This window comes from Streptomyces sp. NPDC032198, assembly GCF_040636975.1.
Taxonomy (GTDB): domain Bacteria; phylum Actinomycetota; class Actinomycetes; order Streptomycetales; family Streptomycetaceae; genus Streptomyces.
Map to the genome: position 1 here is coordinate 82824 of NZ_JBEZVL010000008.1, position 14021 is coordinate 96844.

Below are 14021 nucleotides of genomic sequence, written 5' to 3' on the forward strand. Positions count from 1 at the left end.
TCGCTCGACGACGCCGACGAAGGAGCGATCACCATGCAGCCGACGGAGATCACCGAGATCCTGAACCGACCGATCAGCCAGGAGCTGCTGGCCCGCGACCTGACCCGCCTGGCCTACGTCGCCAAGGACGGCACTCCCCGCAGCATCCCGATCGCGTTCGCCTGGAACGGCTCGGAGATCGTCCTGTGCACCGCGACGAACGCCCCGAAACTGCCCGCACTGCGTGAGAACCCGATGGTCGCCCTGACCATCGACACCGAGGTCCACCCGCCGAAGATCCTGCTCATCCGCGGGCGGGCCGAGCTGGACGTCGTCGACGGCATCCCGCACGAGTACCTCCAGATGAACGGCAGCTACCAGATGACACCCGAGCAGCGCGTCGAGTGGGAGGCCGAGGTCCGCTCGCTCTACGACGGCATGGTCCGGATCGTCGTCACCCCGACCTGGGCCAAACTCATCGACTTCGAGACCACCCTGCCCACCGCGGTCGAGGAGCTGATCCGGCAGAGGGCCGAGCGCCGGCAGACCTGAGATCACCCGGCCGGATCTTCGTGTGTTTGTGGGGCGGATCTGCGAGCACTTGGTGGTCTGGAGGTTGATAACAATGGTTCCCCTGATTCTGGTGCTTCTTCTGGCTCTGCTCCTCTTCGGCGCGGGTTTCGCCCTGAAGGCGTTGTGGTGGATCGCCGTCATCGTGCTGGTCGTGTGGCTGCTCGGCTTCGTGGTCCGACCCGCGGCGAGTGGCGGTCGCAAGGGCCGCTGGTACCGATGGTGATGCACACCGCGCGTACTTGAGAGCCGCACAGAGCGGCACGGAGCAGCACAGAGCGGCACGGCGCCACCGGCGGTGGCGAGCGTGCCTGAAGGGTGGGCCCGGCCTGGGACGGCCGGGCCCACCCTTCTCCGTCCCAGCCGGGCGTAACGGCCCTCAGGACGGGTGAAGCCGCCGGAATGTCCCGTCAGCCATCAGGCGCGGCAGCGCAGCATCTCCAGCGGCAGGTTGGCGTTGAAGTCGGCCCAGTGCTCCGCACCGAACTCGCGCACACCGGCTTCCGACACCGTCAGCGGCACCCAGGCCAGATCACTGAACCCGGCCGCCCCGAGGCACTTCTCGTAGACATCACGGCGCGGCAAGTTGGCGATGAACGACACAGGTGCCGGATCGAGAAATGCCGTGGTCCTCACCTGCGGCCCCGTCTCACCTTCCTTGCCGGTCAGCTCGCTGCGGAAGCCGTACTTGTCCGGGCCGGGACCGTCGAACCGGAAGTCGGGCGACTGATTCAGCATGAACAGTTCGCCGCCCGGCTTCATGTGCCGGCGGATGTTGCGACACATGCGCTCCGTCGTGGCGATGTCGGGTGCGTAGTTGAGCAACTGGACGGCCAGTACGACGTCGAAGCGCTCGCCGAGCGGCCGCAGTTCGGCCACGTCACCGACCTCGTAGCGCACACCCAGCGGATCTTTCCCCTCCAACTGCTGTGCCACGGCCACCATCTCACCGGAGATGTCGATGCCGAGGACATCGGCGGCGCCCCGCCGCTTGAACTCCCTGCTGTAGAAGCCGGTGCCGGATGCCAGGTCAAGGACAGACTTGCCGCGCACGTCCCCGACCATCGCCAGGAAGCTGGGCACTACCGCGTACTGCTCCAACGGCAGCGCCTTGAAGCCCTCGTACGCCTCACCGATCTCGTCGTACTGTTGCTGCGCGCTCATGGTGCTGTCCTCCTCGGCTTGCACTTGGCCAGGGCCCCCGTCGCCGGGGCACGCCGCGGCTCTTGGCTGGCAGTCTCTACGAGGCCCGGCGGGCGTCCGTATGGGCGGAAGACACGAAGATCCGGGCATCGTCCTGGCTCAGCGCACAAGGCCGTGGAGGCAGAGGGGCGTACGACACGTGCTCAGGGCGTCAGGATGCCGGGGCGGGCTTGGGTTCGCCGGGGTTGACGACCACGACGCCCTCTCCCTCGAGCTTCAGCTGCACTGCCTCGCCGGAGCCGCCCTTCACCATCGATCCGACGCTCTGGGAACGGTGCAGCGACGTGCGCAGCTGCGGGGTCCAGGCGACGACGGCGTCGGTGTCCACGTGGACGGGCGCGTCCGGGGTCACCGGCAGTACCAGCGGGATGCCCGCGCTGGTCAGCGCCAGCCGGCCGGTGCCGGTGAACGTGCAGTTGAAGAGGCCGCCGCCCGCCATTCCCGCGCCCTTGACGGTGGTGATGTCGTAGTCCAGCAAGGCGTCGAAGCACAGGATGTTCTTGCCGTTGACCGTGAGGCCGCGGTTCTCGTCCACGTCGACGAGGAAGCAGTGCGCCGCGTCCGACGCGAACCATGCCTCGCCCTCACCGCTGACCGTCATCAGGGCCAGGCCCTCACCGGTCACCGCCCGCTTCAGGAAGTTGCCCACGCCCTGACCCTGCCGCTCGAACTCCAGGGAGCCTCGCCAGGCGACCATTGTCCCCTGCCGTGCCCGTGCCTCGCCCTTGACGGTGTAGCGCACCGCCATGGCGTGTTCCTGCGTGAGCCCGGGGGCCGACGAGGGTTGGATGAGATTCTCGGGATCGAAGAGATTTCGCATCATGCATCTCCCAGTACCCCTTCAATTGGCCCTCAGGCAAGGCGAGTTGAGCCAGCCTGCGCTGCTAGGTCTCGAGCCCGGCCTTCGTGGCGTCCTCGATCCGCGTTCTACGGCCCCACCTCGTGAACGGTGGCCGCGCGTACAGCAGTTCGTGCCCGTCGGGACGTACGAGGACGCCCCGGCCTTTGGGCCCCGGACACCACCACAGCGTGCCCTCAGGCCCTTCGACGGCGCCCTGCTGGCGCTGCCGGGTCGCCAGGACGATCAGCGGGCACAGTGCGCCGGACGGGTCACGCAGGACGATGCCGACGCCCTTGAGGCGGTGGGGCGGGAACTGATGGGCGCGCCGGGTCAGCCACGGACCTGCCTTCAGGATCTGACGCATCCGCGCATTCGCGTACAGGCCGCACGCCCCAAGTCCCAGGGACACGACACCGGCAGCGGTCAGCCGAGCGCCCACGCCTTCCATCCACTCGATGCCTCTCACCGATCCCGTCCAGGTCGCGACGGCGAATACCGTGGTCGCGACGGCGCTGATCACCAGCCACCGCAGGGAGCGGTTGTGATGGCGGGCCAGGGCGCGGGCAGTACGCGGTGTGTGCAGAGCGGGTGGGCCCGAGCCGTCCTCCGGGGGGTCGGGAGCACGGTCGCTGTCGACGGCGTCCGGGGCACCAGTGACCGCTTTCGGCGAGTCGGGCGCCGGCCCCACATGCGATCTCGTCAGACCATCGTCGCGCTCGCTCATGGCTCTCCCAGCCTGTGACAGTGCGGGGGTGTTCGCGTGGCTCCCGGTTACCCGGGTGCGGGGGAGCTAGACACGGCAACGGTGACGACAACACGCACGTGGCCGCCGTCGTGACGTGTCGTCGCGCTGTTCACGGGTACCTGGTCGGGCCAAGAACCGAAGGACCAAGGAGGAGACATCGTGGGCGAGGAATGGATACCGTCTTCACCCGGCGAGGACGGCAGCACGCCCGTTCCCAGGGATCTCCCCGACCAGCAGGCGACGGGCGAACCGGACGCCTGGGATCTGGACGTGGGCAAGGCTGACGACGACAGCGGCGGCGACAGCGAGAAGGCGGCCGAGGTCCCCGCCACGGACGAGGGAGGCACCGCAAGGCGCGGTGAATCCCGGGCCATGGAAAGCCACCCGGAGAAGCCGGTTCCGGACGAGCCCTCAGGGTGAGTACAGGTGCCACCGCATTCTCTTCCGCTGCCAAAGGCAATCCGCCCCGGTCGCAGCTCCGAACTCCCTCTGATCGACAGCCCATCGACAGCAGGGAGTTGGCCATGCAGCGGAACAACAACAACAACACCACCACCACCACGCCGCGCCGCAGGCGGGTCAAGAGGCTCGCCATGGCCGCCGCGACCGTCGGTGTCCTCGTGGGCGGCGGGGTCGCCCTGGCGGGTCCGGCCAGCGCCTCCACCTTTTGCGGAGAGACAGGGGACGGCGGGTACGGGTGCGTGATCGACCAGGGGGACGGCACGTTCAAGATGGTCAACAGCTACGGGGACATCGTCTACGACTGGTGACGCCACCCACCTGAAACCTGGCGCCCGACCTGACGACGGGCGGACCGCGACCGACTTCCGTCGGCGTGCGTCCGCCCGTCTGTGTGGTCAGGAGTGGCCGCCCGCCTCCAGTTGCCGCAAGCAGTCCTCCCAGCGCTCGCGTCGTTCGGCCGGTGTCTGGTCCCACCAGGCCGTTCCGCGTTCCCCGAGCCCCGTCTTGGCGAGCTGCACGCGCGCCCGGGCCGCTTTCCGTGCGTCCTCGTCGTCGCCCGCGGCGGCGACGGCCCGGCGAGCCGCCATGAGGTGATGCGTCAGGCGCTTCGCCTCATCGTCGGGTACGAGGGGGTCGGTGGCCCTCCAGCGTCGGCCCTTGATGACGATGAAATGGCCGTCCTCGGTGTACTGCGAGTCATCTGTCGCCACGAAGCCATCATCACCGGCAATGACCCGCAGCCGGGTGACCGCGGACGTCATCGGTCACGTCATGCCCCCCGACCGGGCGCCCCGTCATTTTTTCAGGTTGCCGACCGGAATCGCGTGAGCGAGCTTGGTGACAGCGGAGAGGGCTCTGAAGAGCGCGCCCTGCCCCATCCCAGCCGTTCGATTCTCAGGAGGAACGATGAGCAACCCCGAGCAGGATCCGAACCAGCACGACGGCCCTGCGGACGGCGGTGCGGCGGGCACGCCGGGCGTGCATGACGGTGGCGCGGACGGTGGTGCCGAGGGTCCCGCGGACGGCGGTGCGGCCGGTACGCCGGGCGTGCATGACGGTGGCGCGGACGGTGGTGCCGAGGGTCCCGCGGACGGCGGTGCGGCCGGTACGCCGGGCGTTCACGACGGTGGCGCGGACGGTGGTGCCGAGGGTCCCGCGGACGGTGGCGCGGCCGGTACGCCGGGCGTGCATGACGGAGGTGCCGACGGCGGAGCCGGCGCGTCCGACAGCGGCTCTTGAGCATCCCCGCGACTGAGCTCCAGGACGTCGGCGCCGCCCAAGGCACCCGAGGCGCGAAAGGCACTGCGGGCGCCACGGATGCCGGCGTCCTGGAGACACGGCTGACCGGCCTGAGCCGGGACGAGTTCGCCCGCGACATCTGGGCGCGCACCGCGCTGCTCACGCGCCGCGCGAGCGACTTCTCCGACCTGTTCTCCGCCGACGCCGTGGACGAACTGACCTCGCGTCGCGGGCTGCGTACGCCCTTCCTCCGCGTGGCCAAGGACGGCTCCACCCTCCCCGAGTCGTCCTTCACCTCGCCCGCCGGTGTCGGTGCCACCATCGGCGACCAGTTGGACGACACCGCTCTGTGGCGTGCGTTCGCCGACGGTGCCACCCTGGTCCTGCAAGCCTTGCAGCGCACGTGGGGGCCGGTCGCGGACTTCACCGCCCGGCTGAGCACAGAGCTGGGGCATCCGGTGCAGGCCAACGCCTACGTCACTCCGCCGCAGAACCGCGGATTCGACGACCACTACGACGTCCACGACGTCTTCGTGCTCCAGATCGACGGCGCCAAGCGCTGGCTCGTCCACCAGCCCGTCCATCCCGATCCCCTGCGCGACCAGCCCTGGACCGACCGCCGCGGCGCCGTCGCCGAGGCCGCGAAGGGCGAGGCGTACATCGACACCGTTCTCGAGCCCGGTGACGTCCTCTACCTGCCGCGGGGCTGGCTGCACGCCGCCCAGGCGCAGGGCGAGGTCTCGATCCACCTGACGCTGGGAATCCACACCTGGACGCGCTACACACTGGCCGAACAGCTCACCCAGGCCGCACTCGCCGTGCTGCGCGACGACCCCCAGATGCGCGGCACCTTGCCCCTGGGCGTGGACGGACCGGACGGCGAGCTCGACCTCGTGCGCGAACGCCTCGTCGCCGCCCTCACCCAGGCCGATTCGGCGCCGCTCTTCCACCGCGCCCGGCGAAGCCAGGCACGCCCGGCGCCGCTGGGACCGCTGGCCCAGCTCAAGACCGTCGACGGTCTCGGCCCCCACTCACGGGTGCGCCTGCGCGGGCAGCTGGAAGCGCGCCTGGAGGGCGCGCGCCTGTCCACGCGCGTGGGCTGGCTCGACTTCCCCGAGACCGAACTGCCGTCGGTGACCAGCGTGCTCGACGGCGCGGTCCGCACCGCAGGCGAACTCGGCGTCGACCTCGCCGCGAGACTGCTGCGCGCGGGCGTACTGGTGCCCGCAGAACAGTGACGTGCCCACGGTGACCGCGGCAGAACGCTTCTTCTGCGCCGACGCCGCGCGGACACGCGGCGACTCGCTCGCGGGCACGGCACCGTACGGCTCCGTCTGGGTACTCATCGAGCACCGAGGAGGCTGGCCGCCCAACGGCTTCGACGGCCTCGACCTTGAACCACACACCAAGGGACTCGTGTTCGCCGCCGCCCACGCGGTGCGGGCCCGCGTACTGCTGATCAGGAGACACGGACGCCGCAGCCCCGAAGGTCCGAGCAGCTGGGCCGTGCTGCGCCACGAGAACTCCGGTGCCCACCGCCAGCAATGGGGCACATGGAACCGTGATCAGGACCTGGCGGAGATCGCCGGCGCCCTTGATGACTCCGCCCCCGGAGAGCTGGGCGGCCCACCCGTCGTCCTGGTCTGCGCCCACGGCCAGCACGACACCTGCTGCGCCGTGCGCGGCCGGCCCGTGGGGCGTGCCCTCAGCGAGCGGTGGCCGAACCTGGTGTGGGAATGCACGCACGTCGGCGGTGACCGGTTCGCCGCCAACGTCGTCATCGCACCCGACGGCGTCTACTACGGCAATCTCGACGCCACGTCGGCGGTGACAGCAGTCGAAGAGCACCTGGCCGACCGGATTCACGCGGAGCATCTGCGCGGATACACCGATCTCTTCCCACCGCAGCAGACCGCTCTCGCAGCCGTGCTCAGACGCTTCGGCCCGGCAGGCAGGCACGATTACGCGGTCGTCGACACCTACCGCGAAGACAACTGCTGGCGCATCCGCATCACCGGCCGCCCGCCCCATCCGACGGCCCTCGACGTCGTGGTGCGGTCCCACCGCACACCGCCGAGTCAGCTGACCTGCCGAGGACTGTCGATGAGCTCCGCCGCCGTGTACGAGGTCACCGCGATCAGCGTCGGCTGAAGGCACCTGTACGAGCACACAACTGAGCGAGCGTGCCACCGAAAAGGAGGGTCGGCGGCACGCTCGCTCAGACCGTTTCGAGCCGACAGGCTCTTCTACGGTGTGATACGGCTGATCAGCGGTTGACGCAGGTGTTGCCGAAGGCCGGGTTGAGCAGGCCGATGACGTCGACGGTGTTGCCGCAGACGTTCACCGGGATGTGGACCGGGACCTGGGCCTGGTTGCCCGAGAGCACGCCCGGCGAGCCCACGGCAGCACCCTGGGCGCCGGCGTCGGCGGATGCGAGACCAGCTGCGCCCATCACGAGGCCACCGGTCGCCAGCACCACGCTCATCGTCTTCTTCATGGCAGACATACTTCTTTCTCCTTGGGTTCGTTCAGCCGGAAGGCGCCAAGCCAGCCTCAACAGACCTCGCGAGGCCGGAGCACCCCGCTTCGTTGGCGCCTGGGCTGATCAACGCCCTATCTGGTCTCCGGACACGCTGATTCCCCCAAATGCCGACCTCGGGGCTGAACAGGTCCCCCAGCGAGCAGCGCCATCAGCCGATCGGCCTGCCGCTCCACGGTGCCGGGCGGGTTCCTGACGTGCTCGTGATCGAAGGCCAGGAGGAACAGCCACACCAGGGCGAGGAGCCGACGGCACTCCCACAGCCGGGCCTCCTCGGCCGCTGTGAGCTCGAAGTGGCCCAGAAACGCAGGGACATCGAGCGGGTGCTCCACCCAACTGCCCACATGCTCCGTGATCTCCGCGAGTTCGAAGGCCCGATCGCTGCGGCCCGACTCCTCGAAGTCGACCACGCGGACCCGGGAGCCGTCCCACAGGTAGTTGGCGAGATTGCCGTCCCCCGGGCCGAAGACCGGCCCGACCTGCGACGCACCTTCAGTGCCAAGGCCCGCCTTGGCAAGCCATCGCAGCCCACGGCCCATGGCTCGACCCACCGGTCCACCGACCCGGGGATGGACGGCCACAGCCCACTTTTCGAGCTGGGCCACGAGATCGCCTTGCTGCCCGGGCCGGACGGGGAGGTGCCGCAGCGCGTCGGCGGGCACAGCGGCATGCAGCTCATTCACCGCTGCCGCCAGCGCCATGACCTGCTCATCGTCCAGGGAACAGCCCCGCAGGGGAGCACCGGCAAGACGGGACATCACCACCGTCGGCGCCCCGGCTGCAAGGTCCAGGCTCCTCGGATCGGGCGCCAGTCCGGGTGCGTGCTCGGCCAGCAGGGTCAGAGCGCGCCATTCACGCGCCGCACGCTCTTCGTCCCCGCGCGGAAACCGCTTGACCACTTGGTCAGCAGTTACCTCGACCACATGCGTGCCCCATACGCCCGACCCCATAAGCACCGATCATCGCAGGCAACTCTGTCGCCGACACCGGGCGCGCGCTGACCGGCCGCTGTGGCGTCGGGTTGCTCGAAGACCTCGCCGCCTCCCAGCTTCCGCAGGCTCTCGCCGACCTGGCCCGGGTGCACCCCGGTGCGACGCTGGAGGTGCTGAGCTGTTCCACCGCCGAGATGCGCGAGGCGTACGACGCGGGGCGCATCCAGCTCGTGCTCGACGAGGTGCCGGTGGCCCACGGAGCAACAGCCTGGTCGGCGTGCTCGCCGCGCTACGGGCCGGGCTCGGCGTCGCGGCGCTCATGCCCACCAACCTCGAACCCGCCATGGTCTGCCACGACGCGGACGCCCTGCCCGCCCTGCCGGACGTCGAGCTCGGCCTCGCACGGCACCCGCGCACCGAAGGCGATCCACTGATCGACGCGGTGGAGACGGTGCTACGACGCACCATCTGAGCAAACGCACCAACCTCAGCCCCTCCAGAGTCGCCTTGTTGGTCGACGCGTCCATGAGCCGCAGTTCCCACGGCCCTGAGTTGCCGCTCATCCACAGGGGCGACAGCCCCCTGGTTAGGAGAGTTTGAGAAGCAGTTCGCTGAGTTCGCCCGGCATGGTGATCATGCAGTCGTGTCCGGTCGGCAGCTCCCAGACCTGGGCGGCAGTGCCGTTGGGTTGGGTCGAGGGGACGGGGCGGCGGGTGATGCCCGCCGGCATGGCGCCGATATTGTGAATGTGCGTGCGCGGGATCGCGTCGAGGGCTGGGTTGCTCAGTCGCACCGGCTGCTGCAGACAGCGCACCGGCTGGTCCGAGAGCATCCCGCGCAGCCAGGCGACGTCGGCCGGGTCGGTGACGCCGAACAGGCCGAAGGGCGCTGGCTGCTCGGGCATCGGCGGCACGCGCCAGCCGCTCTCGGACTTTTCAGCGAGCTCGATCAGTTGCCGTGTCACGGGTTGGACGTCAACCGCGGACTCGCCGTCCTCCGGGACCATCGCATCGAGGTAGACCAGGTGCGCGATGCGTTCCGGAATCCTGTTGGCCGCGGAGGAGATCACCAGCCCTGCGTAGCTGTGGCCGACGAGTACGACGTCGCTGAGGTTCTCCTCGGTGATCAGTCCGACCACGTCGTCGACGTGCGTATCGAGACCCACCTCCGGCCCGAGCAGGTGCGCCTTGTCGCCATAGCCGGTCAGGGACGGCGCGAACACCCGGTGCCCGGCGGCCTCCAGCAGCGGTACCACCCGCTCCCAGCACCGTCCGTTGTGCCAAGCCCCGTGTACCAGCAGAAGTGTGGACATCGATCTTCCTTCGCGGGAGCGGAAGGGCACGGTCACGCGCATGCCGCTGGTTCGCGGCTAGCGGTTACCTTTCGTGCCTCGGTACTGTTTGAGTACCAAGAGCATGCTGGTGCACAGAACGCGCCGCAGGCAATAAGGCACTTTTCGGTGCCCCGGTTCTCTGGAGGTAACCATGGACGTGGCACAGGGCGCTCCTCAGTCGGCGGCGCGGCCCAGCGATGAGTGCCGGACCCGGGTGGTGCTCGACATCGTCGGAGACAAGTGGTCGCTGCTGGTCGTGCGCAATCTCAGGGACGGACCGCGCCGTTTCACCGAGCTCAAGAGGGCCATCGAGGGAATCAGCCAGCGCATGCTCACCGTGACGCTGCGCAGCCTGGAGCGCGACGGAATCCTGACCCGCACCGTCCAGGAGGTGATGCCGCCTCATGTCAGCTATGAGCTCACCGAGATGGGCATCACCCTGCGCGAGGCCACCGCGCCCCTGCTCGAATGGAGCGTCGCGCACCTCGCCCGGATCGACGATGCCCGCGCCGCCTACGACGCCCGCAAGGATCCCCGATGACCTGATTCGACCCGTGGGACTCCGTCGTCAGGCCGGCTCGCCCTCCAGCGCGCTGGTCCCAGGTGCGCAACTCCTGCGCAGCTCGTCGAACTCGGCGGCCGTCAGCTGTTTTCCGGCGGAGCCGCGGCGGCTGTCGTCGAGGTGGGCGCAGGCCCTGTCCAGCCACTTTGGGGATGGCTCGACCCCGACGAATGCCGCGAGGGAGGTGAGTTCCTCGCGAGGGGCGTCGAGGAGGTCCTCGTAGCCGAGTGTCATGCGCTGATCGGCAGGCAGGCCGTCGAGGAATTCTGTTCCCTGGATGACGAGTTCGGACCACAACGCGCCGAACCGCGACAGGGGAAAGTCTCGATCCCGGACGAGGGCGGGATCGAAACGCTCGGCGAGCAACGGCGCCAAGTCCGGTGGCAGGGAGCGCACCTGTTCCTCCGTCAGGTCGCTGAAGCTGCCGATGCCCGTTCGCTCCTTGATCTCGCGGATCAGGGTGATCGTGCGGTAGCCGGTGTGGCGGCTCATGGACAGGGCACAGTCCGGCCCGTCACGATAGAGGTGCACGAACTTCGCGTACGGGAAGGCAGCCCGCAGCCCGGGTGCCCAGCCCGTCGAATAACCGGAGCGTTCCACGACGGCGGTGCGCCCCAAGCGTGCGCCGAGGAACTCGAAGAGCGCTTCGTGGTGTGCGGCGGCGGGACGGTCGGGCCAGTCGACGACCGCTGCGCGGATCTCGTCGAGAAGACCGTCGGGGTCGTCGGTGAGGTGGGGCAACACCATGAGGGACAGTGCGGGGACGCCGGTGGTCTCCGCCGTGTAGCGCCCGGGACTGCGTGTGTAGAGGAACTCGGGCATCAGCAGTCCGCTGCGGATCATGTTCGCGAAGTACGGGGTGGGCCGGAAGAGGGCCTCCCAGAACCCCGGGCCTGACATGAGGCCTTCGGGGAAGGCCGCGTCACCGACCGAAGCCAGGTACTCGTTGAGGCTGAGCACGTCCGGGTGGGTGTTGAGGATGCGGGACAGCGCGGTGGAGCCGCTGCGGCCCGTGCCGATGACGAAGGTCAGGCTGCGCAAGGTCACTCTCCGGGGCACAGGACGTGTGTTCCAGGGCTTTGTGCACCTCAGCACACTCACGCCGAGGGCACCAGATGGCAGCGGCGCAGGGGGTGGGGCGCGCGGCGTCGTGCCGCGACCCACGCCATGGAGATCATCGCCAGAACTGCGCGAGTACGCCCTCCTTGAAGGGGGCCGGAGAAACGGCGAGGTCGCCGGCGAAGGGGTGATCCAACGTCAGGCACAGCAGCAGACTCACGCCGATCAGCGCGGCGACCGACACGACGAACATCAAGTTCGCGCGCAGGCTCTTGATGCCGTAGAGGAAGGTCAGGGGCAGCATGATGAGCGCGCCGCCGTAGACGAGGATGTTGAGGAGCGAGGGGAGGGACTGCTGGGCGTCGGAGAGCCGAGTACGGCGTGCGCCGGCGATCTCGCCCAGCGTCGAGACCGACTGCTCGTAGTAGGTCGTCTCGGCCTCGGTCTGCGGCTCGTAGTCCTGGAACACCTGGTACAGCTGGGTCACTTCGTGGTTGGTGACGCCGGGGTCGGGTCGTCCGTCGCGCATCAGCGGCCATTGCTTGTCGACGACGACATGGACGTACTCCTCAACGGCGCTGGTCACGCGGTGTTCCTGCGCGGGTGGGAACGCGGCGGCATCACGCACTACCTCCGCGGTCTGGCTGGCCTCGAGCGCGACGTTGGTCTCCGCCGCATTGAGGCCCTCCCATTCGGCCACGACGACGAAGGCCAGGATGATGCCGTAGATCGCGGCATACATGCCGAGCACAACGCCGATCATGTCGTTGTGCGTGCCGTTCGCGTGGTGGGGGAATCTGCGCCGCAGCAGCAGTATGCCGGCCGCGGCAGCCAGTACGGCGCCGCCGCCGAGCAGCCCGGCAAGCGCGAGAGTGCTGAAGTTGTTGAGCAGCCAGATACCCACGGCCTCATAACGCGGGAGGGCCGTCCGGGTTACACCTTTGCTGGGCCCTGGGCCCGCAGCCGCGCGCTCTCCGCGTGGTGGTCCTGCCCCGGGGGATCGAGACGGAAGAGGGGAGTGGTGCCCGGGCTCGTGCCGCTCACCGTAGTGCGGGTGGCGCGCCGGTCGTCGGGTCGGGCGAAGGCCGGCGCGGGGGCGGGTCGTTGAGCGTATGACGAGGGCAGTCCGCGGTCATGGATTCAACGTGAAACCGATTCGATGTCACCCATGGCGATCACGGGGTGCATTCGGGGATCGAGCCATTTCAAGAGATCAGACATCTTCTTGCGGGGGAGTGCGACGCATGCCTGAGTCGGGCCACCGTGGTCGATGTGGATGAAGATGCCTCCACCGCGTTCGGACCCCATGGGCCGAACGAGGTTTCTCGGCGGGGTGCCAGGATTTCGGTTGTAGTTGATGGCCACCACGTGGTCGAAGGCCCCTCTGAGGGATTGCCCCAGGGAGCCGACGCCGTCCTCCTCGTAGACGGGGGACTGGTCGTAGGGCAATTTGGAACCCGGGTCGGGCAAAAGCCCCCCGGCGTCGCTGAGCCCGAATACCCCTACGGGAGAACTCAAGTCGCCTGCAGTGTGCTGCGTGGTCCAGCCGCGTTGGCCGTTGCGGGCCGGCCATGGCTCGAAGGCTCTGCGCCACTCGCCCTTGGCCCCGCGCTCGTACAAGTGAACCGTGGAATAACTGGAGTCGGGTGCGTCTCCCGACACCAGGACGACTTGCTCGGCGCCGAGCCGCTCCACGGACCTTTGCATCCGTTGGCCGAGCTGGGGGATTGCGCTGCTTCGATTTCTGAAAGAAAGGCTGCCATGGGCCTTGGGTGCCGCCGCTTCGGCATGGTTGCCCGACCGGCTGTCGTCCCGGCCGCTTTCGTTGCCGCACGCGCTGAGGGAAACCGTGCAGAGGAGCAACGGAACGATCAGCCGGGGCAGCTTGATATTGAGCACTCCCGCATTATCTTCGGGTTCTACGATTTAGCGCGGAAGTGGACAGCGTGTCGACGCGAATGGCCACGGATCATTCATCCGTCCGACGGTCCCGAATGACATGGCGGAGGAGAGCGCGGAGGGCTGCCTCACGGGCGCGGCCACGGGCGTCCGTCGATACGTTCGAGGTCGGTGTTGAAGCGCCGTAGGTAGTGGGCGAACGCGGAGATGTCTTCCTTCGGCCAGTCGGTCATGACCCTGCCCAGAGAACGGATCATGCCCTCGCGCTCCTCGTCGAGCAGGCGGGCGCCCTCGTCCGTGATGCGGAATTTGCGGGCCATGCCCCCCGCCGGATCGGGAATCCGCTCCACGAGACCCGCGCGCGTCGCTGCGGAGGTCTGCCGCTGAAGGGTCGAGGCGTCGAGGTCGAAGGCGTCGCTCAGCTCGCCGATGGACATGGGGCCCTGGACGCGGATGCGGCTGAGGAGGACGTAGGCGCTGCGTTCCATCACGCCGTCCACACGGCGACCCTTTCTGCGGGTCAACAGCCCGTGACGGCTGAGCAGCATCTGCTCGTACTCGACCTCGCTCGTGGCCTTGTCCATGTGGTGGTGCCTCTCCTTGTAGCCGGGCCACCGCCCCGTCCCCGGGCCTGTTGCTCCGCCCTCACCCCCCACGG

General features: G+C 68.8%; 20 protein-coding genes. 8 read left to right on the forward strand and 12 right to left on the reverse strand.

Going from position 1 to position 14021, the window contains the following annotated elements:
- The first annotated feature begins 33 nt into the window (after positions 1–33).
- Positions 34–531 (forward strand): pyridoxamine 5'-phosphate oxidase family protein, encoded by a 498-nt coding sequence (locus AB0E78_RS21985; RefSeq protein WP_361834915.1) that lies wholly within the window; start codon positions 34–36, stop codon positions 529–531.
- Positions 532–604: 73 nt separating this feature from the next.
- On the forward strand, positions 605–775 hold the full coding sequence (locus AB0E78_RS21990) for a hydrophobic protein (RefSeq protein ID WP_361834918.1): 171 nt from the start codon (positions 605–607) through the stop codon (positions 773–775).
- A gap of 191 nt (positions 776–966) precedes the next feature.
- Here the strand turns inward: AB0E78_RS21990 and AB0E78_RS21995 are convergent, their stop codons facing one another.
- The 3 genes from AB0E78_RS21995 to AB0E78_RS22005 form a co-directional block, all read right to left on the reverse strand.
- Entirely contained in the window at positions 967–1713 is a 747-nt protein-coding gene (locus tag AB0E78_RS21995; protein ID WP_361834921.1) for a class I SAM-dependent methyltransferase, read from the reverse strand.
- Positions 1714–1903: 190 nt separating this feature from the next.
- Positions 1904–2575 (reverse strand): AIM24 family protein, encoded by a 672-nt coding sequence (locus AB0E78_RS22000; RefSeq protein WP_361834923.1) that lies wholly within the window; start codon positions 2573–2575, stop codon positions 1904–1906.
- A gap of 61 nt (positions 2576–2636) precedes the next feature.
- Positions 2637–3317: a hypothetical protein gene (locus AB0E78_RS22005; protein ID WP_361834926.1), complete on the reverse strand. Its 681-nt coding sequence runs from the start codon at positions 3315–3317 to the stop codon at positions 2637–2639.
- Between the two features lie 180 nt (positions 3318–3497).
- On the opposite strand from AB0E78_RS22005, the gene AB0E78_RS22010 reads away from it, so the two are divergent.
- Together AB0E78_RS22010 and AB0E78_RS22015 are read left to right on the forward strand one after the other, a co-directional pair.
- Positions 3498–3758 carry a hypothetical protein gene (locus tag AB0E78_RS22010; RefSeq protein ID WP_361834929.1) on the forward strand — a complete coding sequence of 87 codons (261 nt, stop codon included), beginning with the start codon at positions 3498–3500 and terminating at the stop codon, positions 3756–3758.
- Positions 3759–3862: 104 nt separating this feature from the next.
- Positions 3863–4108 (forward strand): hypothetical protein, encoded by a 246-nt coding sequence (locus tag AB0E78_RS22015; protein WP_361834931.1) that lies wholly within the window; start codon positions 3863–3865, stop codon positions 4106–4108.
- A gap of 87 nt (positions 4109–4195) precedes the next feature.
- On the opposite strand, the gene AB0E78_RS22020 is transcribed toward AB0E78_RS22015, so the two are convergent.
- The gene (locus AB0E78_RS22020; protein WP_361834934.1) at positions 4196–4510 is read right to left on the reverse strand and encodes a hypothetical protein; all 315 of its coding nucleotides are present in this window, start codon (positions 4508–4510) and stop codon (positions 4196–4198) included.
- A 184-nt stretch (positions 4511–4694) separates the two neighbouring features.
- Positions 4695–4991, reverse strand: coding sequence for a hypothetical protein (locus tag AB0E78_RS22025; RefSeq protein ID WP_361834937.1), 297 nt, complete (start codon positions 4989–4991; stop codon positions 4695–4697).
- A 137-nt stretch (positions 4992–5128) separates the two neighbouring features.
- On the opposite strand from AB0E78_RS22025, the gene AB0E78_RS22030 reads away from it, so the two are divergent.
- Entirely contained in the window at positions 5129–6277 is a 1149-nt protein-coding gene (locus AB0E78_RS22030) for a cupin domain-containing protein (RefSeq protein ID WP_361835860.1), read from the forward strand.
- Between the two features lie 10 nt (positions 6278–6287).
- Entirely contained in the window at positions 6288–7190 is a 903-nt protein-coding gene (locus tag AB0E78_RS22035; protein WP_361835863.1) for a sucrase ferredoxin, read from the forward strand.
- A gap of 115 nt (positions 7191–7305) precedes the next feature.
- On the opposite strand, the gene AB0E78_RS22040 is transcribed toward AB0E78_RS22035, so the two are convergent.
- Together AB0E78_RS22040 and AB0E78_RS22045 are read right to left on the reverse strand one after the other, a co-directional pair.
- Entirely contained in the window at positions 7306–7545 is a 240-nt protein-coding gene (locus tag AB0E78_RS22040; RefSeq protein ID WP_361834940.1) for a chaplin, read from the reverse strand.
- Positions 7546–7652: 107 nt separating this feature from the next.
- Positions 7653–8501 (reverse strand): aminoglycoside phosphotransferase family protein, encoded by an 849-nt coding sequence (locus tag AB0E78_RS22045; RefSeq protein WP_361834943.1) that lies wholly within the window; start codon positions 8499–8501, stop codon positions 7653–7655.
- A gap of 286 nt (positions 8502–8787) precedes the next feature.
- On the opposite strand from AB0E78_RS22045, the gene AB0E78_RS22050 reads away from it, so the two are divergent.
- A complete protein-coding gene (locus AB0E78_RS22050; protein ID WP_361834946.1) occupies positions 8788–8982 on the forward strand; it encodes a hypothetical protein in 195 nt (64 codons plus the stop codon).
- Between the two features lie 114 nt (positions 8983–9096).
- Here AB0E78_RS22050 and AB0E78_RS22055 read toward each other — a convergent pair whose 3' ends face one another.
- Positions 9097–9822: an alpha/beta hydrolase gene (locus tag AB0E78_RS22055; protein ID WP_361834948.1), complete on the reverse strand. Its 726-nt coding sequence runs from the start codon at positions 9820–9822 to the stop codon at positions 9097–9099.
- Between the two features lie 172 nt (positions 9823–9994).
- On the opposite strand from AB0E78_RS22055, the gene AB0E78_RS22060 reads away from it, so the two are divergent.
- Positions 9995–10384 (forward strand): helix-turn-helix domain-containing protein, encoded by a 390-nt coding sequence (locus tag AB0E78_RS22060; RefSeq protein WP_361834951.1) that lies wholly within the window; start codon positions 9995–9997, stop codon positions 10382–10384.
- Positions 10385–10411: 27 nt separating this feature from the next.
- Here AB0E78_RS22060 and AB0E78_RS22065 read toward each other — a convergent pair whose 3' ends face one another.
- The 4 genes from AB0E78_RS22065 to AB0E78_RS22080 all read right to left on the reverse strand — a co-directional run bounded on the left by AB0E78_RS22065 (position 10412) and on the right by AB0E78_RS22080 (position 13947).
- Positions 10412–11452, reverse strand: coding sequence for a sulfotransferase (locus AB0E78_RS22065; RefSeq protein WP_361834953.1), 1041 nt, complete (start codon positions 11450–11452; stop codon positions 10412–10414).
- Positions 11453–11579: 127 nt separating this feature from the next.
- On the reverse strand, positions 11580–12368 hold the full coding sequence (locus AB0E78_RS22070) for a DUF4239 domain-containing protein (RefSeq protein WP_361834956.1): 789 nt from the start codon (positions 12366–12368) through the stop codon (positions 11580–11582).
- A gap of 236 nt (positions 12369–12604) precedes the next feature.
- Positions 12605–13363, reverse strand: a complete 759-nt coding sequence (locus tag AB0E78_RS22075) for a hypothetical protein (RefSeq protein ID WP_361834958.1) — start codon at positions 13361–13363, stop codon at positions 12605–12607.
- Positions 13364–13491: 128 nt separating this feature from the next.
- Entirely contained in the window at positions 13492–13947 is a 456-nt protein-coding gene (locus AB0E78_RS22080; protein ID WP_361834960.1) for a MarR family transcriptional regulator, read from the reverse strand.
- Positions 13948–14021 lie beyond the last annotated feature (74 nt).

Bases quoted from the DNA above. Each gene is read 5' to 3' on its own strand.
- AB0E78_RS21985 (WP_361834915.1), top strand. From the start codon at position 34: ATGCAGCCGACGGAGATCACCGAGATCCTGAACCGACCGATCAGCCAG.
- AB0E78_RS21990 (WP_361834918.1), top strand. From the start codon at position 605: ATGGTTCCCCTGATTCTGGTGCTTCTTCTGGCTCTGCTCCTCTTCGGC.
- AB0E78_RS21995 (WP_361834921.1), bottom strand. From the start codon at position 1,713: ATGAGCGCGCAGCAACAGTACGACGAGATCGGTGAGGCGTACGAGGGC.
- AB0E78_RS22000 (WP_361834923.1), bottom strand. From the start codon at position 2,575: ATGATGCGAAATCTCTTCGATCCCGAGAATCTCATCCAACCCTCGTCG.
- AB0E78_RS22005 (WP_361834926.1), bottom strand. From the start codon at position 3,317: ATGAGCGAGCGCGACGATGGTCTGACGAGATCGCATGTGGGGCCGGCG.
- AB0E78_RS22015 (WP_361834931.1), top strand. From the start codon at position 3,863: ATGCAGCGGAACAACAACAACAACACCACCACCACCACGCCGCGCCGC.
- AB0E78_RS22025 (WP_361834937.1), bottom strand. From the start codon at position 4,991: ATGCACGCCCGGCGTACCGGCCGCGCCACCGTCCGCGGGACCCTCGGC.
- AB0E78_RS22040 (WP_361834940.1), bottom strand. From the start codon at position 7,545: ATGTCTGCCATGAAGAAGACGATGAGCGTGGTGCTGGCGACCGGTGGC.
- AB0E78_RS22055 (WP_361834948.1), bottom strand. From the start codon at position 9,822: ATGTCCACACTTCTGCTGGTACACGGGGCTTGGCACAACGGACGGTGC.
- AB0E78_RS22060 (WP_361834951.1), top strand. From the start codon at position 9,995: ATGGACGTGGCACAGGGCGCTCCTCAGTCGGCGGCGCGGCCCAGCGAT.
- AB0E78_RS22080 (WP_361834960.1), bottom strand. From the start codon at position 13,947: ATGGACAAGGCCACGAGCGAGGTCGAGTACGAGCAGATGCTGCTCAGC.